Here is a 26637-nt window from a genome sequence, read left to right on the forward strand (position 1 = left end):
GTCAGATCTTCTTTCTCGAGTAGAAGGGGAGCTCGGTGACGGTCATGGGGAGGCGGCTGCCGCGGATGTCGACGGACAGCGTCGTGCCGGGCTGCGCCTGGGTCGGGGCGACGTAGGCCATCGCGATCGGGACTCCCAGCGTGGGCGAGAGCACCCCGCTGGTGACGACTCCGATCGGGTCGGTCGCGTCGGCGGAGGCGTAGACGCCGTAGTCGGCGCGGGCGGCGCGCCGGCCCTCGCCGACGAGGCCGACGAGCACGGGCGCCTCGCCGGAGGGCCCCTCCTCGCTGGCGGCGCGGCCGACGAAGTCGATCGGCTTGCCGAGGGCGACGACCCGGCCCAGTCCGGCCTGCGCGGGGAAGATCTCGCGCGAGAGCTCGTGCCCGTAGAGGGGCATGCCCGCCTCGAGCCGGAGGGTGTCGCGCGCGGCGAGGCCGGCGGGGACGAGGCCCGCGCCGGCACCGGTCTCGGCGAGCGCCTCCCAGAGCGACGGAGCGGTCTCGGGGGCGACGTAGATCTCGAAGCCGTCCTCGCCGGTGTAGCCGGTGCGCGCGATCAGGATCGGGTGCGCCTCGAACGTGCCGGGGACGGCGCGGTAGTAACGGAGCTCCTCGAGGAGGCGGGCGGCGTCGTCCGTGTCGAGCACCGACTCCGCGCCGCGCTCGGTCTCGATCGCGAGGCCCTGCACGTTCTGCAGGATCTCGAGCGAGCGCGGGCCCTGGATCGCGATCAGCGCGACGTCGTCGCTCTCGTCGAAGAGCTCGCACTCGAACATCGCGGTGCGGTCGCGGAGCTGCTCGGCCACGACGTGGCGGTTCGAGGCGTTGGCGACGACCATGAAGCGGTCCTCGCCGGTGCGGTAGACGACGAGGTCGTCGATCACGCCCCCGGTGCGGTCGAGCAGGAGGGTGTACTTGGCGCGGCCGACGGGGACGGCGGAGAGATCGCTCGCGAGCGCGTAGTCGAGGGCGTCCACCGCCTCCGGGCCGACGACGAGGATCTCGCCCATGTGCGAGAGGTCGAAGAGGCCGGCCGCGGTGCGGACGGCGTGGTGCTCGGCGAGGTCGCCGGAGTAGCGCACCGGCATCTGCCAGCCGGCGAAGTCCGTGAAGGACGCGCCGGCGGCGACGTGCACCTCGTGGAGGGGCGAGTAGAGCGGCTCTGCGGCCTCGGCCACGGGGGTGGCGTCGGGAGACACGGCGCCTGCGTCGGCGGTGCTCTCGGCTGCGGTGGTCTCGCCGGCGGGGGTGTCGGACATGGGAGTTCTCCGTTTCGTCGCAGTGCCGTATCCGCGTCCGCGCTGGTCGGCGATGCGTGGCACAGCAGTGCCGTGGGAACTCCCCCTCTGTCGTGGTGCCTGAGAGATTCGCGGCGCCAGCTGAGGACGTCCGCTTTCACCATGGGCGGATCCGTCGGCGGATCGCTTTCCAGAGTGGCCAGTTCGACGCGGTACAAGACCTGAGAGATTGGCGGGGAGGCTTGCTCCTTCGGTGCCGACCGGAGTCGGCTCTCCCGCGTCGCGTATGCGGCCCGGTATTCGGTTGTGCGGTCAGCCTAGCGAAGGCGCGCACGCGGTGTCCCCCTCCGCCGGATGCCGCGTGAGGACGTCCCCGTCGGTGTGACGCGTGCGCAAGCGGCATCCGGCGAAGACCGCCTGAACGGTTTGGTGTTCGGGTCGAGATGACACTAAGCTCGTTCCAGCACTTAGGGTCACGACGACTTTTAGTAGGGACACCCCGTGGATCGAGACGATCAGCCGCAGCTCGCGGTGTCGACCGTGATCTTCGCGCTGCGCCCGCACCCCGAGACGGGGGCGAGCACGGTGTGGATCCCGGTCGTCCGCCGCATCCGCGAGCCGTTCGAGGGGCTCTGGGCACTGCCCGGCGGGCCGCTCCGTCCCGACGAGGACCTCGCGGAAGCGGCGCGCCGCACCCTGCGCGCCACCACCGGCCTCGCGCCCCGCTACCTCGAGCAGCTCTACGCGGTGGGCGGCACGGACCGCTCCCCCGGCGAGCGCCGCGTGGTCTCGATCGTCTACTGGGCGCTCGTGCGCACCTCCGAGGCCGACGAGGCGATCGACGACGAGAACGTCACCTGGCTCTGCACCGATCTGCCCCTCGAGCTCGCGTTCGACCACGGCGTGATCGTCGAGTACGCGCTCTGGCGCCTGCGCAACAAGATGGAGTACTCCCGCATCGCGCACGCGTTCCTCGGCGAGACGTTCACGCTCGCCCAGCTGCGCGAGGTGCACGAGGCCGTGCTCCAGAAGCCCCTCGATCCGGCGAACTTCCGCCGCACGATCGAGGCCTCCAAGACCGTGGTACCGACCGAGCAGCGGCTGACGGGCACCCGTCACCGCCCGCCCCGGCTGTACCGCTACGACGGGTCCGTGGCACTCGTCGACAACGGGCCGCTCCCCGTCTGAGCGCCCGTCAGTCCGCACCATCCGAGGAGACACCGTGACATCGGTCGACAGCACCATCCAGCTCATCGAGCGGGGAGCCCCCGGCGCGACCTGCGCCCCCGAGCTCGCCGACGCGCCGTGGTCGTTCGACCTCGGCCTCCCCGCCTACGGTCCCGGAGCGTCGCAGGCCGACCCGATCCCGGCCGAGGCGCCCGTGCAGGGCCGGCTGCCCGAGGAGTACACCTCGGCGAGCGCCGACGAGCTGCACCGCCGCATCCTGGCGGCGAAGGAGACCCTCGGCGACCGCGTCGTCGTGCTCGGCCACTTCTACCAGCGCGACGAGGTGGTGCAGTACGCCGACTTCGTGGGCGACTCGTTCCAGCTCGCGAAGGCGGCGAAGGGCCGCCCCGACGCCGAGGCCATCGTCTTCTGCGGCGTCCACTTCATGGCAGAGACCGCCGACATCCTGTCGCGTCCGGAGCAGGCCGTGATCCTCCCGAACCTCGCGGCCGGCTGCTCGATGGCCGACATGGCCGACATCGACTCCGTCGAGGACGCGTGGGCCGAGCTGACCGAGCTCTACGGCACCGAGCCCGATGCCGACGGCCGCGTGCCGCTCGTCCCGGTGACCTACATGAACTCCTCCGCCGCGCTCAAGGCGTTCTGCGGCCGCAACGGCGGTGTCGTCTGCACGTCCTCGAACGCCGCGACCGTGCTCGAGGACGCGTTCGCGCGCGGGCAGCGGGTCCTCTTCTTCCCCGACCAGCACCTGGGCCGCAACACCGCCAAGGCGATGGGCGTGCCGCTCGAGCGGATGCCGATGTGGAACCCGCGGAAGCCGCAGGGCGGCTCCGACGCGGCGACCCTGCTCGACGCGCAGGTGATCCTCTGGCACGGGTTCTGCTCGGTGCACAAGCGCTTCACCGTCGCGCAGATCGAGAAGGCCCGCGTCGAGCACCCGGGCGTGCGCGTGATCGTGCACCCGGAGTGCCCGATGGCGGTCGTCGACGCGGCCGACGAGTACGGCTCGACCGACTACATCGTGAAGGCCATCGAGGCGGCACCGGCCGGCAGCACCTTCGCGATCGGCACCGAGATCAACCTCGTGCAGCGCCTCGCCGCGCAGTACCCCGAGCACACGATCTTCTGCCTCGACGACGTCGTCTGCCCCTGCTCGACGATGTACCGCATCCACCCGGGCTACCTCGCCTGGGTGCTCGAGGGGCTCGTCGAGGGCCGCGTGCTCAACCGCATCAGCGTCGAGGAGTCCGTGCAGATCGAGGCCCGCGTGGCGCTCGAGCGGATGCTCGCCGCCGTCCCGCCCGCGGGCCCCGTCGCGGCGGCCTGACATGCGCCGCGTCGTCGTCGTCGGCAGCGGGATCGCCGGACTCGTCACCGCCCTGCTGGCCTCGCGCCGGCACGAGGTCGTGCTCGTCACCAAGGGCGAGCTCGCGGAGTCGAACACGCGCTACGCGCAGGGCGGGATCGCGGTCGTCGCCTCGCCCTCCGACTCCGTCGCCCTGCACGTCGAGGACACGCTGACCGCCGGGGCGGGGCTCTGCTCGCGCTCGGCGGTCGAGGTGCTCTGCGGGGAGGGCCCGGCGTCCGTCGCGGCCCTGCAGGCGTGGGGCGTCGGGTTCGACCGCGACGGCGGCGACCTGGCGCGCGGGCTCGAGGCGGCGCACTCGCGCCCCCGGATCCTGCACGCGGGAGGGGACGCGACCGGCGCCGCGATCGAGGAGGCGCTCGTCGCCGCGGTGCGCGCCGCCTCCGCCGTCACGGTGCTCGAGTGGACCGCGCTCGTCGACCTCGTGCGTCCCGCGGACGCGGTCACCGGGGTCGACGTCCTGCGCGGAGGCCGGGTCGAGCGGATCGACGCGGACGCGGTCGTGCTCGCGACCGGAGGCGCCGGGCGGCTCTACCGGCACACGACGAACCCGGCCGTCGCGACCGGCGACGGGCTCGCGGCGGCGATCCGCGCGGGCGCGCAGACGGCCGATCTCGAGTTCTACCAGTTCCACCCCACGGCGCTGGCGAGCGGGTTCCTCGTCTCGGAGGCGGTGCGCGGCGAGGGCGCTGTGCTGCGCGACGCCGCGGGCGAGCGCTTCATGGCGGCGGTCCACCCCGACGCCGAGCTGGCCCCGCGCGACGTCGTGGCGCGCGCGATCGCCGAGCGGATGCGACTCCAGGGCGGGCTGCCCGTGCACCTCGACGCGCGGGCGATCCCCGCGGAGGTGCTGGCGCGCCGGTTCCCGACGATCTCGGCCGCCTGCCGCGCGGGCGGACTGTCGCTCGCCCACGACCTCATCCCCGTCACTCCGGCTGCGCACTACTGGATGGGCGGGATCGCGACCGACCTCGACGGGCGGACGAGCCTCCCGGGCCTCCTCGCGGTCGGCGAGGCCGCGTGCACCGGCGTGCACGGGGCGAACCGACTCGCCTCGAACAGCCTGCTCGAGGGCGTGGTCTTCGCGCGGCGCGCGGCCGCGGCGCTCGATCGCGAGCCCGTCACCGCCTCCGCCGCCCCTGCCGCCCGGCCGGTGACGCCCCTGGCCCTCGACCGCGCGGCGCTGCAGGCCGCGATGTGGACGGGCGCCGGGCTCTCCCGCGACGCGGCAGGGCTCGAGGGGGCGCGCGACGCGCTCGGCGCCGGCACTCCCGCTCCCCTCACCCTCGAGACGCTCGAGGACGCGAACCTCCGCACCGCCGGTCTCGCGCTCGTCGACGCCGCGCTCGCCCGCGCCGAGTCGCGCGGAGCGCACCACCGCACCGACCACCCCTCCACCTCCGCGACGGCCTACCGCGTCGCCGGCACCAGAAAGGTCGCCGTCCCGTGCTGACCCGTCAGAGCATCGAACGCCTCGTCACCCTCGCCCTCGAGGAGGACGCCCCCTGGGGCGACCTCACCTCGGACACGCTGATCCCGCCGGACGCGACGGCGTCGGCGCAGCTCGTCGCCCGCGAGCCCGGCGTCTTCAGCGGCGGTGCCGTGCTGCTGGGCACGTTCCTGCAGGCCGACTCGCGGATCCGCGTCTCCGGCATCGCCGAGGACGGCGCGCGCTTCGACACCGGCACGGTGCTCGCCACGATCGACGGCCCCGCCGGCGGGGTGCTGCGCGGCGAGCGCGTGGCCCTCAACCTGGTGCAGCGGATGAGCGGCATCGCCACGCTCACCGCACGCTACGTCGCCGCGGTCGAGGGCACGCGGGCGCGCATCGTCGACACCCGCAAGACGACGCCGGGGCTGCGGGCTCTGGAGCGCCACGCGGTGCTCAGCGGCGGCGGGTACAACCACCGCTTCTCGCTCTCGGACGCGATCCTCGCCAAGGACAACCACCTCGCGATCCTCGCGGAGCGCGGGATCGATCTCACCACCGCTCTGCGCGCCGCGCGCGCGACGGTCTCGCACACGACGCACATCGAGGTCGAGGTAGACCGGCTCGACCAGGTCGAGGCGGCGCTCGCGGGCGGGGCCGACACGATCATGCTCGACAACTTCACGCCCGAGCAGCTGGCGCAGGGCGTCGCGCTCATCGGCGGCCGCGCGGTGGTCGAGGCGAGCGGAGGCGTGAACCTCGAGTCGGTCAGGGCCATCGCCGAGGCGGGGGTCGACGTGATCTCCGTCGGCGCGCTCACGCACAGCGTCCGCTCGCTCGACCTCGGGCTCGACATCGCCGTGTCCTCGGCTCCGGCGTGATCTACCTCGACCACGCGGCGTCCTCGCCCGTCCGCCGAGAGGTCCTCGAGGCGATGTGGCCGTTCCTCACCAGCGAGTACGGCAATCCGTCGAGCACGCACTCGCTGGGCGATGCGGCCGCACGGGCGCTGACCGAGGCGCGGAGTCGCGTCGCCGCTTTCCTGGGCGGGCGCGCCTCCGAGGTCCTCTTCACCTCGGGCGGGACGGAGTCGATCAACACGGCGGTCAAGGGCATCGCGCTCGGCGACCCGCGCGGGCGGCACCTGGTGATCTCGGCGATCGAGCACGAGGCGACGGTCGAGTCGGCCGACCACCTCCGGCGGCTGCACGGCGTCGAGGTCTCTGTCGCACCCGTCGACTCCTCGGGCCGGCTCGACCTCGCGGCCCTCGCGGCGCTCCTCCGGCCCGACACGACGCTCGTCTCGATCCTCGCCGCCAGCAACGAGATCGGCACCGTGCAGGATGTGCCGGCGGTCGCCGCGCTCTGCCGCGAGCACCGGATCCCGCTGCACGTCGATGCGGTGCAGGCCGCGGGCTGGCTCGATCTCACCGGGCTCGGCGCCGACGCGGTCTCGATCTCGGGGCACAAGCTGGGCGCACCGAAGGGGGTCGGGGCGCTGCTGCTGCGCAGCCGCACGGCGTTCGAGCCCCTGATCCACGGCGGCGGGCAGGAGCGCGAGCGGCGCTCGGGCACCGAGAACGTGGCCTTCGCCGTCGCCCTCGGAGCCGCCGTGGCGCTCGTCGACCCGGCGCGGGCGGCCCGGATCGCCGCGGTGCGCGACGCGTTCGCGGCGCGGGTCGCGACAGGGGCGCCCCGCGCGGTGCCGACCGGATCGGCGGAGCACCGCCTCCCGTCGATCGCCTCCTACGTCGTTCCCGGCCGCAGCGGCGAGTCGATCCTGCTCGCCCTGGAGGAGCGCGGCGTCGTCGTCTCGAGCGGCTCGGCCTGCGCCGCCGGCCGCGACGAGCCGTCGGCGGTGCTGCTGGCGCTCGGGCTGGAGCCCGCCCTCGCGCAGACGGCCGTGCGCTTCAGCTTCGGCGCCGAGTCGACGGTGGCGGAGGCGGAGAGCGCGGCGGACGCGTTCGCCGCGGTGCTCGCGGGCTGACCCGCGCCTCCGACACGCCGGATGCTCGACGGATGTCGGCCTTTCGGGAATGTCGGAGGTGCCCGGCAGTGTTCTGAGCCTCGTACCACCCGTCGCATCGACGTCACCCAGGCGATGCGCCCCTCACGACGATCCCCTTCACGACCGGAGACGCACCAGTGACCGAGCGCACCCTCACCGACACGCGGCCCGCCGCCTCCGAGCGGGCGACCGCACTCGACCCGCGGAGCCGGCTCGTCATCAGCCTCCTGCTGGTCTCGGCGTTCGTCGTGATCCTCAACGAGACGATCATGAGCGTCGCGCTGCCCGATCTGATGGCCGACTTCGGCATCGAGGCGCACGTGGGCCAGTGGCTCTCGACCGCGTTCATGCTCACCATGGCGGTCGTCATCCCGATCACCGGCTACCTGATCCAGCGGCTGAGCACCCGCACGCTGTTCGCGGCCGCAATGACGCTGTTCAGCATCGGCACGCTCTCGGCCGCGCTCGCCCCGAGCTTCGCCGTCCTGCTCGCCGCCCGCGTGGTGCAGGCCGGCGGCACGGCGATCATGATGCCGCTGCTGATGACCACCGTGATGACCCTCGTTCCGCCGGCGATCCGCGGCCGGATGATGGGCAACATCTCCATCGTCATCTCGGTCGCCCCGGCGGTCGGGCCCACCATCTCGGGCGTCATCCTCAACTTCCTCGGCTGGCGCTGGATGTTCTGGATCGTGCTGCCGATCGCGATCGGCGCGCTGCTGCTCGGCCTCCGCAAGGTCGAGAACGTGACGGAGCCGCGCTCCATCCCGATCGACGCGCTCTCGATCGTGCTGTCGGTCTTCGGCTTCGGCGGTCTCGTCTACGGGCTCAGCAGCCTGAGCGAGGGCGGCGAGGCGGTCGTCGCTCCGTGGGTGCCTTTCGTCGTGGCGGCCGTCGGACTCGTCGGCTTCGTGCTGCGCCAGCTGTCGCTGCAGAAGACCGACCGCGCCCTGCTCGATCTGCGCACCTTCACCTCGGCCAACTTCACGATCGTGATCGTGATGATGGCGATCAGCATGTCGGCCCTCTTCGGCACGCTCATCCTGCTGCCGCTCTACACCCAGAACGTGCTCGGGCTCACGCCGCTCGAGACCGGCCTCCTGCTGCTCCCCGGCGGCCTCCTGATGGGGCTCCTCGCTCCCTTCGTCGGGCGCGCCTTCGACCGCTTCGGCCCGCGCGTCCTGCTCGTGCCCGGATCGATCGTCGTCGCCGCCGCGCTGTGGGGCTTCACCACGCTCGACGAGGTGTCGACCTCGTGGATGATCCTCGGCCTGCACGTGCTGCTCAGCCTCGGCCTGGCGTTCGTCTTCACTCCGCTGTTCACGGCGGGCCTCGGCTCGGTGCGACCGAAGTTCTACTCGCACGGCAGCGCGATCATCGGCACGGTCCAGCAGCTCGGAGGCGCGGCCGGCACCGCCCTGTTCGTCACGGTGCTCTCGATCCAGTCGGCGGCACTGGCCCGCGACGGCGTAGACCAGGTCGTCGCCTCGGCCGGCGGCATCCACTCGGCCTTCGTCTGGGGCGCGTCGATCGCGAGCGTCGCGATCATCGCCGCCTTCTTCGTGCGACGCCCCGCGGAGACGGACGCCCCGCTCCCCGTCGGCCACTAGGCTGCGGTCGCGCTCGGCGCGGCACCGCCTGTTCACCTGCGCGACACCGGACAGCCCTACGGTGACGCCCCGGTCGCCGCGTGGGTCGCGCGGCCGGAACGGAGACGACACGTGGATGAGACGAGCACCGGGAATCCTCAGGACCTCCTCGACGCCGGACCCCTCGCGACACCTCCGCGGACCCTGGTGGACGTGCTGCGCGACACCGCCGAGCGCCACCCCGACGCCTCCGCACTCGAGGACCCGGCCGGTGCGCTGAGCTACCGCGAGCTGCTGGCGCGTGTGGTCGGGGCAGCAGGCGAGCTCACCGCCGCCGGTGTCCGCCGGGGCGACCGGGTCGGCGTCCGGATGGCGAGCGGCTCACGCGAGCTCTACATCGCCATCCTCTCGATCCTCGCCGCCGGAGCCGCCTACGTGCCCGTCGACGCGGACGACCCCGAGGAACGGGCGCAGCTCGTCTTCGGCGAGGCCGCCGTCCGCGGCGTGGTCACCGGCTCCGGGCGCTTCGAGCGGGGCGACGGCGAGCCCGCCCGCCTCTTCGCGGGATCCGCGCCGCACCCCAGCACCGCCTCGATCCCGCTCCTCCAGCCGCCCACGCTCGAGGACGACGCCTGGATCATCTTCACCTCGGGCTCCACCGGCACCCCGAAGGGCGTCGCGGTCACCCACCGCTCGGCCGCCGCGTTCGTCGACGCCGAGGCCCGCCTCTTCCTGCAGCAGGAGCCGCTCGGCCCCGGCGACCGCGTGCTCGCCGGGCTCTCGGTGGCGTTCGACGCCTCCTGCGAGGAGATGTGGCTCGCCTGGCGCCACGGCGCGTGCCTCGTGCCCGCCCCGCGCTCGCTCGTGCGCAGCGGCATGGACCTCGGCCCCTGGCTGACCACGCACGGCATCACCGTGGTCTCGACCGTCCCGACGCTCGCCGCGCTCTGGCCCGCCGAGTCGCTCGAGAACGTGCGCCTGCTCATCTTCGGCGGCGAGGCCTGCCCGCCCGAGCTCGGCGAGCGCCTCGCGGTCGACGGCCGCGAGGTCTGGAACACCTACGGTCCGACCGAGGCGACCGTCGTCGCCTGCGCCGCTCCGCTCGGCGGCGAGGGCCCGGTGCGGATCGGCCTCCCCCTCGACGGCTGGCGCCTCGCCGTCGTCGACGCGGCCGGCGAGCGCGTGGGCGAGGGCGAGGTCGGCGAGCTGGTGATCGGCGGGGTCGGACTGGCCCGCTACCTCGACGCCGCGAAGGACGCGGAGAAGTACGCCCCGGCGCCGACGCTCGGCTGGGATCGCGCCTACCGCTCGGGCGATCTGGTCCGCTTCGAGAGCGCGGGGCTGGTCTTCCAGGGCCGTGCCGACGACCAGGTCAAGCTCGGAGGGCGCCGCATCGAGCTCGGCGAGGTCGAGGCCGCCCTGCAGGCGCTGCCCGGAGTCGCCGGCGCCGCCGCTGCGGTCCGCACCACGAGCGCCGGCAACCAGGTCCTCGTCGGCTACCTCGCCCTGCCCGAGGGGCGCGAGCTCGACCGCGATGCTGCGCTCGCGCGCCTCCGCGAGGAGCTGCCCGCGGCCCTGGTCCCCCTCCTGGCGGTCGTCGCCGAGCTGCCGACGCGGGTCTCGGGCAAGGTCGACCGGGCCGCGCTGCCGTGGCCCCTCGAGGACGACACCGAGGAGGATCCCGCGCTCGACCCCGAGACGGCCTGGCTCGCCGCACGCTGGCGGGAGGTGCTCGGCGTGCCCGTGGACGAGAAGGCCAACTTCTTCGACCTCGGCGGCGGCTCCCTCGCGGCGGCCCAGCTCGTCGCCCGGATCCGCGAGCGCGACCCCGAGTTCACCGTCGCCGATGTCTACGCCCACCCCCGGCTCGCGGCGATGGCGTCCGAGATCGCGAGCCGCGCGACCGGTCTCACCGAGGTCTCCGAGCACCGCATCCTGCCGGTCCCGCGCCGCATGCGGGTGCTGCAGACGCTCCTCGGCGCTCCCCTGCTCGTCCTCGGCAGCGCCCGCTGGCTCACCGGCATCCTCACGGTGACCGCGCTCCTCGACCTGCTGCCGGGCTTCGACTGGCTGCCGACCGTCTGGCTCTGGGCGCTGATCCCCGCGTTCGCCCTGTTCTGCACGCCGTTCGGGCGGATGGGCCTCACCGTCGTCGCGGCCCGGCTGCTGCTGCGCGGGGTGCGGGCCGGCGACCACCCGCGCGGCGGCGGGGTGCACCTCCGACTCTGGCTCGCCGAGCAGATCGCGCACCAGCTCGGCGCGGTGAGCCTCGCCGGTGCCCCGTGGGTCGCCTACTACGCCCGCGCGCTCGGCGCCCGCATCGCCGACGACGTCGACCTGCACTCCCTGCCTCCGCTGACCGGCATGCTCACCCTCGGCCGCGGCGCCGCGATCGAGCCCGAGGTCGATCTCTCGGGCTACTGGATCGACGGCGACGTGGTCAGGATCGGCGCCGTGCGCGTCGGCGCCGGGAGCACGGTCGGGGCACGGAGCACGCTGCTCCCGGGTGCGCGGATCGGCAAGAACGCGCAGATCGAGCCCGGCTCGGCCGTCTTCGGCCGCGTGCCCGCCGGCCAGCGCTGGGGCGGCTCCCCCGCGCAGCGCCTCGGCAAGGCCAACGCCGGCTTCCCCGCCGAGCGCCCTCCGCGGCGCACCGCCTGGGTCTGGGCCTACGGCGTCTCGGCCGTCGGACTCGCGGCCGTCCCCGTCCTCGCCTTCGGCGCGGGCACGGGCGTCGTCGCGATCGCCACACAGGGCTCGAGCGGTCTGGCGGAGGCGGTGCCCCGCGCCCTCGCCGCCCTGGTCCCCGCGGTGGCCGTCACGGGCCTCGTCCTGGCCGCCCTCGTGGTCGCGTTCGTGCGTCTCCTGGGCCGGGGCGTCGACCGCGGCACCTACCCCGTGCGCGGTCGGATCGGCTGGCAGGTCTGGTCGACCGAGCGCCTGCTCGACCAGGCGCGCACGCTCCTCTTCCCCCTCTACTCCGGTCTGTTCACGCCGGTCTGGCTGCGGTTGCTCGGCGCGAAGGTCGGCCGCGACGTCGAGGCCTCGACCGTCCTCCTGCTGCCCGCGATGACGACCATCCGCGACGGCGCGTTCCTCGCCGACGACACCCTGGTCGCCTCCTACGCCCTCGGCGGCGGCTGGATGCGGTTGGCGCGCGCCGAGATCGGCGAGCGCGCCTTCCTCGGCAACTCGGGGATGGCCGCACCCGGGCACACGGTGCCGGCGGGCGGACTGGTCGCCGTGCTCTCCTCCGCCCCCCGCAAGTCGAAGGCCGGCTCGTCGTGGCTCGGCTCACCGCCCGTGCGGCTGCGGCGCACGGTGGTCGAGGCGGAGTCGGCGCGCACCTTCCGACCCGCCGCGCGGCTGCGCGTCGCTCGCATCGTGTGGGAGCTACTGCGGTTCGTACCGGTGGTCGTCTCGGTGGCGGTCGGCCTCGGAGTCGTGGCGAGCCTCCTCGCACTGGTGGAGGCGTTCGGCGCGATCATCGCCACCCTGCTCGGCGGCGTGGTGCTGCTGATCGCGGGCGCCGTGGCCGCGGCCGTCTCGACCGCCGCGAAGTGGCTGCTGATCCAGCGGGTGCGGCCGAGCGAGCATCCGCTCTGGTCGTCGTTCGTCTGGCGGAGCGAGCTCGCCGACACCTTCACCGAGATGGTCGCCGCGCCCTGGTTCGCGCACGCGGCCGCCGGCACCCCCGCTCTGGTCTGGTGGCTGCGCAGCCTCGGCGCGCGTATCGGGCGCGGCGTCTGGTGCGAGAGCTACTGGCTCCCGGAGGCGGATCTCGTCGATCTCGGCGACGGGGCGGCCGTGAACCGGGGCTGCGTCGTGCAGACCCACCTGTTCCATGATCGAATCATGAGCATGGATCTCGTGAGCCTCGACCCCGGTGCGACCCTCGGTCCGCACAGCGTGATCCTGCCGGCGGCGCGCATCGCCGCGCACGGCACGGTCGGCCCCGCCTCGCTCGTCATGCGGGGCGAGCTCGTGCCCGCCGGAAGCCGCTGGAGCGGCAACCCCATCGGCCCGTGGCGCGAGGTCCGCGTCGGCGACTACCACGCGCCCGTCGCGTGAGCCCCGCGCAGACAGGACTCGAGACGGCGGGCGACCCCTACCTCCCCGGGATCGGCAACACCGGCTACCGGGTCGAGTCGTACGACCTCGATCTCGACTACCGCGTCTCGACCAACCGGCTCGCCGCCCGCGCGGTGCTGCAGGTCGTCGCGCTCCAGCCGCTGCGCCGCTTCTCCCTCGACCTGAGCCGTCTGCGGGTCACCCGCGTGCGCGTGGCCGGGCGCAAGGCGCGCTCCGAGCAGACGGCGCACAAGCTCCGCATCACCCCCGCTGAGCCGCTCGCGGCGGGCGAGTCCTTCGTCCTCGAGATCGAGTACGGCGGGCACCCGGCCCCGCGCGCCAGCCACTGGGGCGAGCTGGGCTGGGAGGAGCTGACCGACGGCGTCCTGGTCGCCTCGCAGCCCTCCGGCGCCTCCACCTGGTTCCCCTGCAACGACGACGTCGCCGAGAAGGCGCCGTACCGGATCCGCATCACGGCCGAGGAGGGCTACTCGGCCCTCGCGAACGGCGTGCTCGTCGAGACCAGCGCGCGCTCGGGCCGGCGGACCTGGCTCTACGAGCAGCGCGAGCCGACGGCGACCTACCTCGCGTCGGTGCAGATCGGCCGCTACGTCCTCGAGGACCGCCTGCTCGCCGGCGTCGCGGTCACCCTCGCACGACCGGCCGGGCTGGCGCTGCGCGTCGCCCGCGACTTCGCTCCGCTCAGCGACATGATCACCCTGTTCGAGCGGCTCTTCGGCCCCTACCCGTTCGCCCGCTGCACGGTGGTGGTCACGGCCGATGTGCTCGAGATCCCGCTCGAGGCGCAGGGCATGGCGATCTTCGGCGCGAACCACGCCGACGGCCGGGGCGGCTCGGAGCGGCTGATCGCGCACGAGCTCGCCCACCAGTGGTTCGGCAACAGCGTCGGCGTCGCACGCTGGCGGCACATCTGGCTCAACGAGGGCTTCGCCTGCTACGCCGAGTGGCTGTGGTCGGAGGAGTCGGGCGGCCCCTCCGCCGACGCTCTCGCGCGTCGGCACCACGCGCTCCTGCGCGCCCAGCCGCAGGATCTCGTGCTCGGCGACCCCGGGCCGGTCGCTCTCTTCGACGACCGCGTCTACAAGCGCGGGGCGCTGACCCTGCACGCGCTGCGCCTCCGGATCGGCGATGCCGGGTTCTTCGCGCTGCTGCGCACGTGGACGGCGCGCCACGCCGCCGCAGCCGTCACGGACGAGGACTTCCGCGAGCTCTGCGCCGAGCTGACCGACGGCGTCGACGACCTGCTCGACGCCTGGCTGCTCGACGAGGCGCTGCCTCCGCTACCGAGCGCCCGCTGACGCGAGGGACTCGGCCAGCGCGTCGACGTGCTCCCGGCGCCAGCCGATGATCGGCCCGACGCTGCTGCCCGCGACCGGCCCGAGCGCGACGCTGACGCGGAAGGCCGGGTCGAGCTGCGGCTCGGCGAGCCGGTAGCGGGCCTGGTCGATGCGCGCCTCGGCGCTCAGCCGCGACTCGTGGATCCGCACGCGCCGCGGATCGACCTCGAGCCCGCGTCCGTCGGCCTTGAGCGCCGCCTCGACGCGCGTCCAGTGCAGGATCGGGTCGGCCGGCCGCATCGACCCCATCGAGAACGGAGCGCCGGCGATCTGCGTGATGCGCGCGCCGCGATCGGCCGGGCCGTCGACGGGCTCGATGTCGACGCCGACCGTCCCCGCGCTGCTGACCGCGACCACGACCGCTCCGGCGCAGTGCGCGATGCTGACCGACAGCCCCGCGAGCGCCTCGTCGGCCCCCTCGAGACGCGGGCGGCCGTGCGGTCCGCCGCAGCGCGCGCAGCGGGCGACGACGCTGATCGCCGCAGGGTCGCCGGCCGTCAGCTCGGCGGCGAGCATCCGGAGCAGCACCCGCCCGAAGACGAAGCGCTCGGCGGTCGCCGCGGCGGCCGTGCCCCGGTGGCGCTCGCGCTCGAGCGGCGTCAGGAGGGGCAGCAGCGCGGCGGAGTCGAGGCTCTGCTCCTCGAGCGCCAGCCAGCGCAGATGCACCCCCGGAAGGTCTCGGTACTCGTCGTCCATGTACTCCCCCTCGCCGCCCCCCGGCGGCTCTACCTGGCCGTCGCGGCGTGCTCGCCGCGCTCGTGGACGTCGGCCGCGGTGCCGACGATGAGCGGATCCGGGCCCGAGACGACCTCGTCGTCGCGTCCGTCGTAGTCGTAGAGGCTCAGCACGTAGCGCATCGCCTCGAGTCTCGCGCGCTTCTTGTCGTTGCTCTTGACGATCGTCCACGGCGCGTCCGAGGTGTCGGTCGCGGCCATCATCGCCTCCTTCGCGGCGGTGTAGTCGTCCCACTTGTCCAGGGAGGCGAGGTCCATCGGCGAGAGCTTCCACTGCCGCACCGGGTCGATCATCCGGATCGTGAACCGCGTGCGCTGCTCCTCCGCCGAGACCGAGAACCACAGCTTGACCAGATCGATCCCCTCGCCGACGAGCATGCTCTCGAACAGCGGGGTCTGCCGGATGAACTCGTCGTACTGCTCGGGAGTGCAGAACCCCATCACGCGCTCGACACCGGCGCGGTTGTACCAGGAGCGGTCGAACAGCACGATCTCGCCCGCGGCCGGCAGGTGCGAGACGTAGCGCTGGAAGTACCACTGGGTGCCCTCGCGCTCCGTCGGCTTCTCGAGCGCGACCACGCGGGCGCCGCGCGGGTTGAGGTGCTCGGTGAAGCGCTTGATGGTGCCGCCCTTGCCCGCGGCGTCGCGCCCCTCGAAGACGACCACGAGGCGGCGGCCGTGCTTCTTGATCCAGTTCTGCAGCTTCAGCAGCTCGATCTGCAGGAGGCGCTTGCCCGCCTCGTACTCCTCGCGCGACATCCGCTCGTCGTACGGGTAGCCCTCGCGCCAGGTGTCGATCTGCGTGCCGTCGCGGCGGAGCAGGACGGGGTCGTCGTCGTCCTCGTCGAGGACCACGAGATCGCGGGCGTCCTCGGGCGTGAGCGTGCGGAGGAGCTCGGGTGTGGGTACCGGCGACGCGGTCGCCGAAGGGAGCGTGGAGACCTGCTGCGGAGCGGAGTCGGGAGTGGCGGGCACGGAGGGACGCTAGAGCGCCCGTGCGACGCGCCGGTGAACGGAGGGTGTCCCTCGCGCGTGCGCGCACCCGGACGTACCCTCGTCGCATGTGCCGGAACATCCACACTCTCCACAACTTCGAGCCCGCCGCGAGCGATGAGGAGGTGCAGGCCGCCGCCCTCCAGTACGTCCGGAAGATCAGCGGCACCACCAGGCCGTCCAAGGCGAATCAGGAGGCGTTCGACCACGCCGTCGCCGAGATCGCCCACATCACCGGTCACCTCCTCGAGGACCTCGTGGCGACGGTGCCGCCGAAGGACCGCGAGGTCGAGGCCGCCAAGGCCCGCGAGCGCTCGGCGAAGCGCTTCGCGACGGTCTGAGCGTCAGAGCGCGTGCTGCCCGGCCACTAGCCGATGTAGTACACGAACCCACGACCTGACCGCCCGACCTCTGTCGCGAATCGCACTGCTCGGTTGAGGAAGTGGGAGACGTACTCCGCGTCGTCGTTCGTCGGATCTGCGACGTCGAACTCCCGCTGCAGCTCGACGAGGTCGTCGGCGATCACGGCGATCTCCTCGGGCACGAGGGCCCGTACCCACGGGATCCACCCGTACCCGTCCGGGGTCACCCGGCCTCGAACATCCGGTGGGCAGGGCGCGGACTTCCGCCAGGGGCGCGACCAGCCGTCAGCGCCTGCAGAGGTGCCCACGCCTTGTCGAGGTAGACCATGTCGCGCTCGGGCACGGACTGCACGAAGGTCGCCACGGCCGTCGAGACACCGTGGGGCATGCCCCAGGCGTCGGCCAGTGGATCATCGCTGATGATGCTCCTAGGGTCGGCCAGTGCCGCCTCGGTCCTGTCTGCGTTGAATGCGTATGCGTAGTACCTGATTCCCATGCGCCGATCCTCCCGACCTTCGACCAGCCGCACTGCGGAGAAGGCGTCGACGGGGGACGGAGCGGGAAGAACGGCCGGTGTGGAGGAGCCTGGAGCGGCCTCATCCTGGCGGAGGTTGGACGCGTCTCCCTCCTCAGGGCGGCGATCAGGTACGCACGATCGGAACGTCGTCCTCAGCTGCCTGCGAGTACGACTCCTCGCGCGCGTCAGAACGCAGCGGGCGGCAGGTCCGTCTCGCCGGCCTCGATCGCGTCCACGATGCGCACGGCCACCGACTCCGGGCTGTGTCCCGCGCCGAACCTCGGGGCCGAGCCCGCGAGCGGATGCGTCGACAGCTCCGTCTCGGTGTGCCCGGGCCGCGCATCGAGCAGGAGGACGCCCGCGCGCTTGTACTCCCGCGCCGAGGCCTTCACGAAGGAGTGCAGGGCGGCCTTCGACGCCGAGTACGCGGCCAGACCGGCGGTCGGCGCCTCGGCGACGACTCCACTGATCGTGACGGCGAACGGCGCGCGCCCCTCTCCCGCGGACTGCGACAGCGCCTCGAACGCGGCCGTCAGCAGCCGGATCGGCGCCAGGGCGTTCACCTCGACGAGCTCCTCGAGCACGGCCGGGTCGAGCTCGGCCGACGGGCCGAAGGCGACGACCCCGGAGGCGACGATCACGCCGTCGAGGCGGCCGTGCCTCGCGAGCACCTCCCCGATCACCCGCCGCGGAGCGTCCTCGCCGCGGAGGTCGGCCACCAGCGGCTCCGCGCCCAGCGCTGCGGAGTCGCGTCCGGAGCGGACCGCCTGCGCCCCGCGCGACTCCAGCTCGTCGGCGATCAGACGGCCGAGCCCGCCGGAGGCTCCGAGGACGAGGACGACGGCACCATCGAGTCGAGTCATGCTCCCGAGCCTAGGCGGGGGGTCTGGCGCGGATCGCCTCTACCCTCCCCGGTCCGGGGCACCTAGCCTGAGCGCCATGTCGACCCCTGAGACCCGCGCCACGCTCCGCCGTCTCTCCGAGGTCCTCGAGGATCCGGCCCCCATCAACCACGGCCACGCCCGCTACGTCCGCCGGCTGATCACCAGCGCCTCCCTCGCCGAGGCGCCGACGTGGAGCGGCTCGGGCGCCACCGAGCACATCGCGGCGATCGCCCCCGACGATGCGGCGGAGGATCCGGCGCTCTGAGGCCCACCACTCGTCCCGCGACCGCCTCGTAGACTCGATCGGCCGAGAGAACGGGGAGCCGGTGGACGAGGACGTGCGCGCTCCGGCGGGCTGGTACCCCGAGGGCGGCGCGATGCGCTGGTGGGACGGCGCACGCTGGACCGAGGACCGCATGTCCGCGAAGGACGGCTCGCCCGCAGACGTCCGACCGCCATCGCCCGCGCGCACTGTCCTGCGCCTCCCGAACGCCGACGGCACCCCGACCGTCGATGCGATCGACGAGGCCGAGCGGATCGAGGAGATCGCCGACGCCCTCGGCCGGCCGGTGCGCCCTGGCGAGGTCGTCGAGGAGTCGCTCGACGTCGAGCTCATCCCCGAGCCCGACCACCCCACCGGCGCGCCCGCCGTCTCGGTCCGCGCGCGCGGGCGGGTCATCGGCTACCTCCCCGACGCGGCGTCCTACCGGCCCGCCATCGACCGCATCGTCGCGAGCGGAGTCCTCCCCGTGACGGGCGCACGCCTCCGGGTGGAGCGTGGGGAGGAGGGGCTGCGCGCGTCCCTCCGCCTCGCACTGCCGTCGCCCGACCTCGTGGTGCCGCTGAACGCGCCCCCGACGTCGCCCTACTCCGTGCTGCCGTGGGGCCGCGGACTGCAGGTGCTGCGCGAGGACGAGCACTTCGCGCAGCTGACCGGCCTCGTCGAGGGCCGCGGCCTGGTGCTGGTGACGCTGCACCTGCTCCCGAGCGAGCTGGTCGAGGTGCGGCTGGACGGCGCCCGGGTCGGCGAGCTCTCGACCGGCACCTCCCCGCACTTCGCGCCCACCGTCCGTCACCTGGAGGGTCTCGGCCTCACGGCCACCGCCTACGCCGCGCTGCGCAGCTCGCCTCTGAAGGCCGAGCTGACGCTCCAGGCCGCGCGCGCCTCCGAGTTGCCCGCGCCCTGGGTCGACGGACCGGCCGTGACACTGCCCGCACTCGTGCCGACGGCCGCACGGTACGACGTGCCCGACGCCTACGTCCGTCCGCTGCGCCGCTCCTCCCGCACCTCGGAGGCGGTCACCCGCTCGACCCGCCGCGTCGTCGCCTGGGTCGTCTTCGGCGTCGCGACCCTCGTCGGCCTCTCGAGCTGGATCATCGGCGACGTGCTGAACTGAGTTCCGGCTCGCAGAAACAGGTTCGGCTCGCAGAATCCGCGAGATCCTGCGAGCCGAACGCGATTCGACGAGCCGAAGCTCGGCCGAAGCGACACCTACACGTTGAAGCGGAACTCCACGACGTCGCCGTCCTGCATCACGTAGTCCTTGCCCTCGATGCGGGCCTTGCCCTTCGCGCGGGCCTCGGCGATCGAGCCCGTCTCGACGAGGTCGTCGAACGAGATGATCTCGGCCTTGATGAAGCCCTTCTGGAAGTCGGTGTGGATCACGCCGGCCGCCTGCGGAGCGGTCCAGCCCTTCCCGATCGTCCAGGCGCGCGTCTCCTTCGGGCCGGCCGTCAGGTACGTCTGCAGCCCGAGGGTGTCGAATCCGATGGTCGCGAGCTGGTTCAGGCCCGACTCGGTCTGACCGGTCGACTCGAGCATCTCGGCGGCGTCGGCGGCGTCGAGGTCGATGAGCTCCGACTCCAGCTTCGCGTCGAGGAAGATCGCCTGCGCGGGAGCGACGAGCGCGGCCAGCTCGGCCTTGCGCGCGTCGTCCGTCAGCACGGCCTCGTCCACGTTGAACACGTAGATGAAGGGCTTCGCGGTCAGCAGCCCGAGCTCGCGGATCGGGTCGAGGTCGATCGAGGACGCCGACAGCGGCTTGCCCTGGTCGAGGAACTCGCGGGCCTTCTTGGCCGTCTCGACGACGATCGGCTCGATCTTGCGGCCCTTCAGCTCCTTCTCGTACCGGGCCTCGGCCTTCTCGAGGGTCTGCAGGTCGGCCAGCACCAGCTCGGTGTTGATCGTCTCCATGTCGCTCGCGGCGTCGACCTTGCCGTCGACGTGCACGACGTCCGAGTCCTCGAAGCCGCGGATGACCTGGGCGATCGCGTCGGCCTCGCGGATGTTGGCGAGGAACTTGTTGCCGAGCCCCTCGCCCTCGGACGCGCCGCGCACGATGCCGGCGATGTCGACGAAGGAGACGGGGGCGGGCAGGATGCGCTCGGAGCCGAAGATGCCGGCGAGCACCTCGAGGCGGGCGTCGGGCAGGTTCACGACTCCGACGTTGGGCTCGATCGTCGCGAACGGGTAGTTCGCGGCGAGCACCGTGTTCTTGGTCAGCGCGTTGAAGAGCGTCGACTTGCCGACGTTGGGGAGTCCGACGATTGCGATAGTGAGAGCCACGGGCGACCATCCTACGCGGGGCCGCGTGCCGCGGGCGGCGGTGTCGGAGGTGCATGAGAGGGTGAGGCGTGCCCATCGACTTCACCGCCATCGACTTCGAGACCGCCAACTCCCACGGGGCCTCGGCCTGCTCGGTCGGGCTCGTGAAGGTCAGGAACGGCCACATCGTCGACCGCGCCGGCTGGCTCATCCGCCCGCCCTACGGCTTCGACGACTTCCTCGAGTGGAACACGCGCATCCACGGCATCCGCAAGCACGACGTGCACGGCGCCGCGTCCTGGAGCGAGCAGTTCGCCGATCTGGTCGCCTTCGCCGGCGAGGACGTCTTCGTGGCCCACAACGCCGGGTTCGACATGGGCGTCATCCGCGCCGCCTGCGCCGCGACCTCCCTCGCGCATCCCGAGTACGACTACCTCTGCTCGCTGCAGCTCGCCCGCAAGACCTACGAGCTCGACTCCTACCGCCTGCCCGCCGTGGCGATGGCCGCCGGCTTCGAGGACTTCCGCCACCACGACGCGTCGGCCGACGCCGAGGCGTGCGCCGCGATCGTCGTGCACGCCGCGCAGCGCCACGGTGCGGGCAGCATGGCCGAGCTCGGCGACCTCGCCGGTGTCACCGTCAAGCGCCTCCGTCCCAAGGCTCCCGTCGCCGCCTGAGCCGCGCGCTCACTCCCCCGCGCGCGGGTCGCCGAACCAGTTGCTGAAGATGCGCCAGAAGTTGCGGTTGCCGTAGGCAGAGCAGGCGTCGCCCTCGCCGTAGAGGTTCTCGAGCGCCGCCGCGTTCGGCTGGTACGGCGTGTAGTAGTAGAGCCCCGCCGTGGCCGCGTTCTCGATCAGCACGGGAGCCGTCCCGCAGGCCGCGTCGGGCGAGTACTGGATCTCGCTGGTCTCGCCGACCGGGTACCAGTCGAAGCTGCTGTCCGGGTTCCGGTACCGCTGGAACTGCCACGCGGCTCCGTAGACCTGCCCGAAGAAGCCGAAGTAGTCGCTGTCGCAGTCGGCCGTGTCCGGACAGCCGTAGCCGGTCGCGCTGCGGAACTGCCGCTCGCTCGGCGACGGGTCGGTCACGAGCGACTGCTCCTTCTGCAGCAGGACGAGCAGCACGGCGGGACTCACCTCGCACGCGACGGCCACCGAGCCGATGATCTCGGCGGCGGAGCGGTCCGGCCCTCCCCGGTAGGCCGCGCACTGCTCGTCGGCCGCGACGTCCGCGGTGTCCTCCGCGTAGTCGCGCAGGCACGGCACCTCCGCGCCCTTGCACTCCGGGACCCGCGCGTCGAGGAACGCCTGGATCGTCAGGGGGCCCAGGGCGTCACCGTCGAAGAAGACCTCGTCCGACACGATGTCGCCCGGGTCGAAGCCGGAGCCGTCCACTCCGCCGGCCAGGTCCGTCCACATCCGGATGCTGACGGGCTCCGGGTCCGGCGCTGCCGTCGCGGTGAGATCGGTCGCCCCCGCGAGCAGCAGGGCCACGACGACCGCCACGAGAACGCAGAGGCCTCCCCGCCGGCGCCGGGCGTCGGTCGGGGAGGCGCTCATCCGTCCACGCTAGCGGCAGACGGCGAGGCGATCAGCCGCAGGACTCGAGGCGCGCCACCGAGTCGGACAGCGTCCCGGTGCCGCCGAGCAGCACGACCTTCTTGGCTCCGAGGGCGCTGATGTCGTCGAGCACGGCCTGCGGGACGCAGGTCGGCGGGACGGCGAAGAGCGGGCTCTTCGTGAATCCGGCGGCGGTCGCTCCCGCGAGGGCGTCGGGGAAGTTCTCGCCCGTCGCGAGGTAGACGGTGCCCGCCGTGCGGAACGCGGCGCGGTTGAGCTTCTCGGAGGTGTCGTAGCGGTCGGCCCCGCCGATCCGCGTGACGGAGGCGACGGGCACCGAGCCCGCGATGCCGTCGCTGACCGAGAGGGCGCTGCCCGCGATGGTGAGCGTCTTCACTCCGAGCCCCGACAGGATGCTCTTCGTGGTGGCGTCGGCCGTCGGCAGCCCGCCGTTGACGAGCACCACGGGAGCCCGCACCGATCCGGCGGCCGCACTGGCTCCCAGGGCGTCGGGGAACTTCTCGCCGGTCGCGAGCCACGCCTTCGACGATCCCTGCGGGAACGCGTACTGGATGATCTGCTTCGACGTGTCGTAGCGGTCGACGCCGCCGATGCGCTGGATCGACCGCGTGTACTGCGCGAGGTCGTTCTTCAGCGCGTCGCTGACGCTGAGCGCCGAGCCGACGACGATGATCTTCGCGGGCTTGAGGCGGGTCAGCTCGTCGCGCACCGACTGCGCCATCGAGTCGCGGTCGACGAGCAGGAGCGGACCGCCCTGCTTCGCGGCGGCGGGGGCGGCGCTCAGGGCGTCGGGGAAGTTGCCGCCCGTGGCGACGTAGGCGACCGGCACGTTCGCGCCGAAGGTCGCCTTCGAGATCTCGACGGCGGTGCCCTGGCGGTCGCTGCCGGCGAGGCGGCTCACGGCCACCGAGCCGTTGCTCGAGCCGTTGCTCACGCTCGAGCAGCCGAGGTCCTTCGACCCCGGAGCCTTCGAGTCGCCCGAGCCGGTCCAGAGGTTCCAGGCGACGGAGGCGGCGCTCACGCACACGGTGTACGTGCCGAGAGCCGAGGCGGGCACCGTCGCCGTGAAGCCGTGCGCGCGGCCGGCAGCGGGGTACTCGCCGGGGATGTCGCCGCGGTCGCCGCCGGCATTCTGGGTGCGCACCGCCTTCGAGCCGTCGGGAGCGGTGACGGTCACCGTGGTCGAGATCGCGGTCTGCTGCGTGGTCGGGTCGACGGCCCAGCCGGACGCGGTCAGCGTGCCGCCCGAGATGCGCGGCGCGTCCACGCGACCGGCAGGAGCGACGCCGGCGTTCGCGAGCGTGCCGTTCCAGTCGCTGAAGATGTACCAGAAGTTGATGTTGCCGTAGGTGGCGCAGGCCTGGTTGCCGCTGTTGGTGAGCGCGTAGTCGTTGGGCTGGTACGGCGTGTAGTAGTAGAGGTTCGCCGTGGCCTGGTTGCGGATGGTCACGGGCGACGAGCCGCACGAGGTGTCGGGGTTGTAGAGGATGCTCGGCGTCGTGTCCTTGGCGTACGCGGTGAAGTTCGAGCCCGATCCGGGCGGGTTCGCGTACTTCTTGAACTGGCGCGCCGCCCCGTAGACCTGGGTGAAGAACCCGGCGGAGCCGTTGTCGCAGCCGGTCGAGTCGGGGCAGTTGAAGCCCGTGGCGCGGTTGTAGAGGCGCTCGGTGGGGCTGGTCGTCGAGACCAGGCTCGTCTCCTTCTGCACCAGCACGGCGAGGACCAGCGGGTTGATGCCGCACGCCAGGCCGACGCGGGTGAAGATCGACGCCGCGGACTCCTGCGAGCTGCCGCGGTACTCGGTGCACATCGCGTCGGCGGCCTTGGTCGGCGTCTGCTGGCTGAACGCCTTGAGGCACGGGACCCCGTTGGGGGTGCCGGAGCAGTTGCGGCCCTTGTCGTCGAGGACCGCCTGCATCTGCGAGACGGTGCGCGAGTCGCTGTCGAAGAAGTTCGCGTCGCTGAAGATGTACCCGGCTCGGAAGCTCTTCGTGCTGCTCGCCTCGTACTGCACCTTCTGGTCGGGCAGACCGGTCCCGTCGTCGATCTGGAGAGACGACCCCGCCGTCCCCGGGTCGACGAGGACGGACGCCGGCGGCGCGACGTCCTCCGCCGCGGAGGCGGACGAGATCGGGACGAGAGCGGTGCCGAGCCCGACGGCGACGGCGAGCGCGGCGGTGAGCAGGCGCGATGATCGGCGGTGATTCCCCATGATCGGGAAGCCTACGGGGAAGCACCGACACCACCGCTCCCCGGCCGTCACACCCTTCCGAGGGGCAGGACGGCCGATGTCGGAGGTCCGTGATGTCATCGGCGGCATGGACACCTCCTTCGTCATCGGCCTCGCGGTCGGCGCCCTCCTCGCCTCGATCGCGGCGTTCCTCCTCGTGCGCTCGCGCACGCCGGATGCCGCTCTCTCCCTCGAGCTCGCCACCGCGCGCGCCCGTGCCGAGGGGATGGAGGAGCGGCACGAGGCCGTCGTCGAGCAGCACCGCGAGCACCTGGGGTCGGCCCGCGATCAGATCCGCGAGCTCCAGGAGCAGCTGCGCGTCGTCGCCGAGCGCGAGCGGCACGACGCGCGGATCCTGCAGACTCTCTCCCCCGTCGCCGAGAGCCTGCGCGGCATGCAGGAGTCGGTGCGCCGGCTCGAGAGCGAGCGCGCGGCGCAGTTCGGCGCGATCACCGAGCAGCTCGAGGGTCAGCGCGCGGCCGGCGAGCGGCTGCGCTCGACGACCGAGACACTCGCCTCGGCGCTGCGCTCCAGCGCCAGCCGCGGTGCCTGGGGCGAGACGCAGCTGCGGAACGTCGTCGAGGCGGCCGGTCTCACGCAGCGGGTCGACTTCGACGTGCAGTTCGGCCTCGAGGGCGAGGCCGGGAGGGGCCGTGCCGACATGGTCGTCCGCCTGCCGGGAGGCAAGGCCCTCGCCGTCGACGCGAAGGTCCCGTTCGACTCGTACCTCGAGGCGAGCGCCATCCCCGCCGGGGCGGGCAGCGACGAGGAGGCGCGCCGCACCGGGCTCCTCCGCGCCCACGTCCGCGCGCTCCGCGGTCACATCGACGCCCTCGCCGGGCGCGAGTACTGGAGCGGTCTGCCCGCCAGCCCGGAGTTCGTGATCGCCTTCATCCCGAGCGAGCCGCTGCTCGCCAGCGCACTCGACGCCGACCCGAGCCTGCTCGAGTACGCGTTCCGCAAGCGCGTGGCGCTCGCCTCCCCGGTCACCCTCTGGTCGGTGCTGAAGACCGTCGCGTACACGTGGCAGCAGGACGTCCTGACCGACGACGCGAAGCGACTCCTCGATCTCGGCAAGACCCTCTACGCGCGGCTCGGCACACTCGCCGACCACGCGGAGGGGCTGCGCCGCTCGCTCGAGAAGACCGTCGACTCCTACAACGCCTTCGCCGGCTCGCTCGAGAGCCGCGTGCTGGTGACCGCGCGCCAGTTCGACTCGCTCGACGAGTCGCGGGTCATCGCCCCGCTCGGAGGCGTCACCACGTCGCCGCGCCGCCTCACCGCCGTCGAGCTGCTCGACACCGCCGCCCTAGACGACGAGCGCAGCGCCTGAGACCGGTCCGCGTCACCGGGACGCCGGTCCCCGGCCGAGCCGCCACGTTCTCCGTGGCGTCTCGGCGGGCGGACCGGCGTCTCGCTCCGGATGCCGAGCTTCCCCGCTAGAGCCACTTCTCCGCGAGGTGCTGCGCGGTCACGCGGCGGATGGTGCCCGAGCGCGAGCGCAGGACGATCGACTCCGTCGTGATGATGTGCCCCTCCTTGCGCACGCCCTTCACGAGCCCGCCGTTCGTGACGCCCGTCGCGACGAAGTAGGTGTTGTCGCTGCGGACGAGGTCGTTCGCGTGCAGCACGCGGTCGAGGTCGTGCCCGGCGTCGATCGCCCGCTGCCGCTCGTCGTCGTCCTTGGGACGGAGGATCCCCTGGATCACTCCGCCGAGCGCGCGGATGGCGCACGCCGTGATGATGCCCTCGGGGGTGCCTCCCGTGCCGACGCACATGTCGACCCGCGAGTCGTGCCGGGCGGCGTTGATGCCGCCCGCCACGTCGCCGTCGAGCAGCAGCCGGGTCCCGGCGCCGGCGGCCCGGATGTCCTCGATCAGCCGGGTGTGCCGGGGCCGGTCGAGGACCGCGATCCGCATCTCGTCGACCGGCTTGCGCTTGGCACGCGCGAGGGCGCGGATGTTCTCGCCGATCGGCCGCTGGATGTCGATGATCCCGATGCCCTCTGGCCCGGTGACGATCTTCTCCATGTAGAAGACCGCCGACGGGTCGAACATCGCCCCGCGGTCGGCGACGGCGATCATCGAGAGGGCGTTCTGGCGGCCGGCGGCGGTCAGCGAGGTCCCGTCGATCGGGTCCACCGCGATGTCGGCGGCGGGCCCGGAGCCGTTGCCCACGTGCTCGCCGTTGTAGAGCATGGGCGCGTTGTCCTTCTCGCCCTCGCCGATCACGACGACCCCGTCGAAGTTCACGGTGCCGAGGAACGTGCGCATCGCGTCGACGGCGGCACCGTCGGCGGCGTTCTTGTCGCCCTTGCCGATGAAGGGCACGGCGCGGATCGCCGCGGCCTCGGTGGCGCGGACGAGCTCCATTCCGAGGTTCCGGTCCGGGTGGAGATACAGAGAGTCGTTGTCGGTCACAGCGCGGAGTCCTTCGCATTCGATTCGTGCAGACGGCGTCGTCGCAGGACCCGCTGTCGCGGATCCCCATCCCGGGTCGAAGCCTACCGGAGGCGTCCCTCGCGCCCCCGGGGACGCCGCAGCCCC

23 protein-coding genes and 1 riboswitch are annotated in these 26637 nt (G+C 72.9%); of the genes, 13 read left to right on the plus strand and 10 right to left on the minus strand.

Features of this window, described 5'->3' with window-relative positions:
* Window position 1: 1 nt before the first annotated feature.
* Window positions 2-1258: a glycine cleavage system aminomethyltransferase GcvT gene (gene gcvT, locus GSU68_RS11585; protein ID WP_159908463.1), complete on the minus strand. Its 1257-nt coding sequence runs from the start codon at window positions 1256-1258 to the stop codon at window positions 2-4.
* 179 nt (window positions 1259-1437) lie between these two features.
* Window positions 1438-1525, minus strand: a riboswitch (glycine riboswitch).
* Between the two features lie 213 nt (window positions 1526-1738).
* On the opposite strand from gcvT, the gene GSU68_RS11590 reads away from it, so the two are divergent.
* The 8 genes from GSU68_RS11590 to GSU68_RS11625 all read left to right on the plus strand — a co-directional run bounded on the left by GSU68_RS11590 (window position 1739) and on the right by GSU68_RS11625 (window position 14207).
* A complete protein-coding gene (locus GSU68_RS11590; protein ID WP_159908465.1) occupies window positions 1739-2425 on the plus strand; it encodes an NUDIX domain-containing protein in 687 nt (228 codons plus the stop codon).
* A gap of 34 nt (window positions 2426-2459) precedes the next feature.
* Complete coding sequence (nadA, locus tag GSU68_RS11595; RefSeq protein WP_159908467.1) at window positions 2460-3752, plus strand: quinolinate synthase NadA; 1293 nt, start codon at window positions 2460-2462, stop codon at window positions 3750-3752.
* A 1-nt stretch (window position 3753) separates the two neighbouring features.
* Window positions 3754-5244 (plus strand): L-aspartate oxidase, encoded by a 1491-nt coding sequence (nadB, locus tag GSU68_RS11600; RefSeq protein ID WP_159908469.1) that lies wholly within the window; start codon window positions 3754-3756, stop codon window positions 5242-5244.
* Complete coding sequence (gene nadC / locus GSU68_RS11605) at window positions 5238-6101, plus strand: carboxylating nicotinate-nucleotide diphosphorylase (protein WP_159908471.1); 864 nt, start codon at window positions 5238-5240, stop codon at window positions 6099-6101. Before nadB ends, nadC begins: the two co-directional genes overlap by 7 nt.
* Window positions 6098-7207 carry a cysteine desulfurase family protein gene (locus GSU68_RS11610; protein WP_159908474.1) on the plus strand — a complete coding sequence of 370 codons (1110 nt, stop codon included), beginning with the start codon at window positions 6098-6100 and terminating at the stop codon, window positions 7205-7207. Before nadC ends, GSU68_RS11610 begins: the two co-directional genes overlap by 4 nt.
* 158 nt (window positions 7208-7365) lie before the next feature.
* On the plus strand, window positions 7366-8838 hold the full coding sequence (locus GSU68_RS11615; RefSeq protein WP_159908476.1) for a DHA2 family efflux MFS transporter permease subunit: 1473 nt from the start codon (window positions 7366-7368) through the stop codon (window positions 8836-8838).
* 111 nt (window positions 8839-8949) lie between these two features.
* Entirely contained in the window at window positions 8950-12888 is a 3939-nt protein-coding gene (locus GSU68_RS11620; RefSeq protein WP_159908478.1) for a Pls/PosA family non-ribosomal peptide synthetase, read from the plus strand.
* Window positions 12885-14207 carry a M1 family metallopeptidase gene (locus tag GSU68_RS11625; RefSeq protein WP_159908480.1) on the plus strand — a complete coding sequence of 441 codons (1323 nt, stop codon included), beginning with the start codon at window positions 12885-12887 and terminating at the stop codon, window positions 14205-14207. Before GSU68_RS11620 ends, GSU68_RS11625 begins: the two co-directional genes overlap by 4 nt.
* Here GSU68_RS11625 and GSU68_RS11630 read toward each other — a convergent pair.
* Window positions 14190-14942: a hypothetical protein gene (locus tag GSU68_RS11630; protein ID WP_159908482.1), complete on the minus strand. Its 753-nt coding sequence runs from the start codon at window positions 14940-14942 to the stop codon at window positions 14190-14192. The two genes, GSU68_RS11625 and GSU68_RS11630, sit on opposite strands and share 18 nt — an antisense overlap.
* A 29-nt stretch (window positions 14943-14971) precedes the next feature.
* Window positions 14972-15835 (minus strand): polyphosphate kinase 2, encoded by an 864-nt coding sequence (gene ppk2, locus GSU68_RS11635; protein ID WP_159910262.1) that lies wholly within the window; start codon window positions 15833-15835, stop codon window positions 14972-14974.
* A 206-nt stretch (window positions 15836-16041) separates the two neighbouring features.
* Here ppk2 and GSU68_RS11640 point away from each other — a divergent pair, with 206 nt between their 5' ends.
* A complete protein-coding gene (locus tag GSU68_RS11640) occupies window positions 16042-16314 on the plus strand; it encodes a DUF2277 domain-containing protein (protein ID WP_159908484.1) in 273 nt (90 codons plus the stop codon).
* A gap of 26 nt (window positions 16315-16340) precedes the next feature.
* Here the strand turns inward: GSU68_RS11640 and GSU68_RS19690 are convergent, their stop codons facing one another.
* From GSU68_RS19690 to GSU68_RS11650, 3 genes are all read right to left on the minus strand, one after another.
* Complete coding sequence (locus tag GSU68_RS19690; protein WP_208544559.1) at window positions 16341-16562, minus strand: hypothetical protein; 222 nt, start codon at window positions 16560-16562, stop codon at window positions 16341-16343.
* Window positions 16559-16831, minus strand: a complete 273-nt coding sequence (locus GSU68_RS19695) for a hypothetical protein (RefSeq protein ID WP_208544560.1) — start codon at window positions 16829-16831, stop codon at window positions 16559-16561. Before GSU68_RS19695 ends, GSU68_RS19690 begins: the two co-directional genes overlap by 4 nt.
* 206 nt (window positions 16832-17037) lie before the next feature.
* A complete protein-coding gene (locus GSU68_RS11650) occupies window positions 17038-17715 on the minus strand; it encodes an SDR family oxidoreductase (RefSeq protein WP_159908486.1) in 678 nt (225 codons plus the stop codon).
* A gap of 76 nt (window positions 17716-17791) precedes the next feature.
* Between GSU68_RS11650 and GSU68_RS11655 the strand changes: the two genes are divergently transcribed.
* Together GSU68_RS11655 and GSU68_RS11660 are read left to right on the plus strand one after the other, a co-directional pair.
* Window positions 17792-18001 (plus strand): hypothetical protein, encoded by a 210-nt coding sequence (locus tag GSU68_RS11655; protein WP_159908488.1) that lies wholly within the window; start codon window positions 17792-17794, stop codon window positions 17999-18001.
* A 61-nt stretch (window positions 18002-18062) separates the two neighbouring features.
* Entirely contained in the window at window positions 18063-19133 is a 1071-nt protein-coding gene (locus GSU68_RS11660; protein ID WP_159908490.1) for a DUF2510 domain-containing protein, read from the plus strand.
* Between the two features lie 95 nt (window positions 19134-19228).
* On the opposite strand, the gene ychF is transcribed toward GSU68_RS11660, so the two are convergent.
* Entirely contained in the window at window positions 19229-20302 is a 1074-nt protein-coding gene (gene ychF / locus GSU68_RS11665) for a redox-regulated ATPase YchF (RefSeq protein WP_159908492.1), read from the minus strand.
* A 68-nt stretch (window positions 20303-20370) separates the two neighbouring features.
* Here ychF and GSU68_RS11670 point away from each other — a divergent pair, with 68 nt between their 5' ends.
* Entirely contained in the window at window positions 20371-20958 is a 588-nt protein-coding gene (locus tag GSU68_RS11670) for an exonuclease domain-containing protein (protein ID WP_159908494.1), read from the plus strand.
* 9 nt (window positions 20959-20967) lie between these two features.
* Here GSU68_RS11670 and GSU68_RS11675 read toward each other — a convergent pair whose 3' ends face one another.
* Together GSU68_RS11675 and GSU68_RS11680 are read right to left on the minus strand one after the other, a co-directional pair.
* Window positions 20968-21840, minus strand: coding sequence for a hemagglutinin (locus GSU68_RS11675; RefSeq protein ID WP_159908496.1), 873 nt, complete (start codon window positions 21838-21840; stop codon window positions 20968-20970).
* Between the two features lie 31 nt (window positions 21841-21871).
* Window positions 21872-24073, minus strand: coding sequence for a cell wall-binding repeat-containing protein (locus GSU68_RS11680; protein ID WP_159908498.1), 2202 nt, complete (start codon window positions 24071-24073; stop codon window positions 21872-21874).
* A 76-nt stretch (window positions 24074-24149) separates the two neighbouring features.
* Between GSU68_RS11680 and GSU68_RS11685 the strand changes: the two genes are divergently transcribed.
* Window positions 24150-25424: a DNA recombination protein RmuC gene (locus GSU68_RS11685; RefSeq protein WP_244259254.1), complete on the plus strand. Its 1275-nt coding sequence runs from the start codon at window positions 24150-24152 to the stop codon at window positions 25422-25424.
* Window positions 25425-25530: 106 nt separating this feature from the next.
* Here GSU68_RS11685 and glpX read toward each other — a convergent pair whose 3' ends face one another.
* Entirely contained in the window at window positions 25531-26463 is a 933-nt protein-coding gene (gene glpX / locus GSU68_RS11690) for a class II fructose-bisphosphatase (protein ID WP_159910264.1), read from the minus strand.
* Window positions 26464-26637 lie beyond the last annotated feature (174 nt).

Origin of the sequence: Rathayibacter sp. VKM Ac-2759, assembly GCF_009834225.1 — a bacterium.
Taxonomy (GTDB): domain Bacteria; phylum Actinomycetota; class Actinomycetes; order Actinomycetales; family Microbacteriaceae; genus Rathayibacter.

Coding starts and splice junctions, on each gene's coding strand:
- GSU68_RS19695 (WP_208544560.1), bottom strand. CDS start 16,831: ATGGGAATCAGGTACTACGCATACGCATTCAACGCAGACAGGACCGAG.
- GSU68_RS11675 (WP_159908496.1), bottom strand. CDS start 21,840: ATGAGCGCCTCCCCGACCGACGCCCGGCGCCGGCGGGGAGGCCTCTGC.
- glpX (WP_159910264.1), bottom strand. CDS start 26,463: ATGGAGCTCGTCCGCGCCACCGAGGCCGCGGCGATCCGCGCCGTGCCC.
- gcvT (WP_159908463.1), bottom strand. CDS start 1,258: ATGTCCGACACCCCCGCCGGCGAGACCACCGCAGCCGAGAGCACCGCC.
- nadB (WP_159908469.1), top strand. CDS start 3,754: ATGCGCCGCGTCGTCGTCGTCGGCAGCGGGATCGCCGGACTCGTCACC.
- GSU68_RS11630 (WP_159908482.1), bottom strand. CDS start 14,942: ATGGACGACGAGTACCGAGACCTTCCGGGGGTGCATCTGCGCTGGCTG.
- GSU68_RS11640 (WP_159908484.1), top strand. CDS start 16,042: ATGTGCCGGAACATCCACACTCTCCACAACTTCGAGCCCGCCGCGAGC.
- GSU68_RS11685 (WP_244259254.1), top strand. CDS start 24,150: ATGTCGGAGGTCCGTGATGTCATCGGCGGCATGGACACCTCCTTCGTC.
- GSU68_RS11655 (WP_159908488.1), top strand. CDS start 17,792: ATGTCGACCCCTGAGACCCGCGCCACGCTCCGCCGTCTCTCCGAGGTC.
- GSU68_RS11650 (WP_159908486.1), bottom strand. CDS start 17,715: ATGACTCGACTCGATGGTGCCGTCGTCCTCGTCCTCGGAGCCTCCGGC.
- GSU68_RS11680 (WP_159908498.1), bottom strand. CDS start 24,073: ATGGGGAATCACCGCCGATCATCGCGCCTGCTCACCGCCGCGCTCGCC.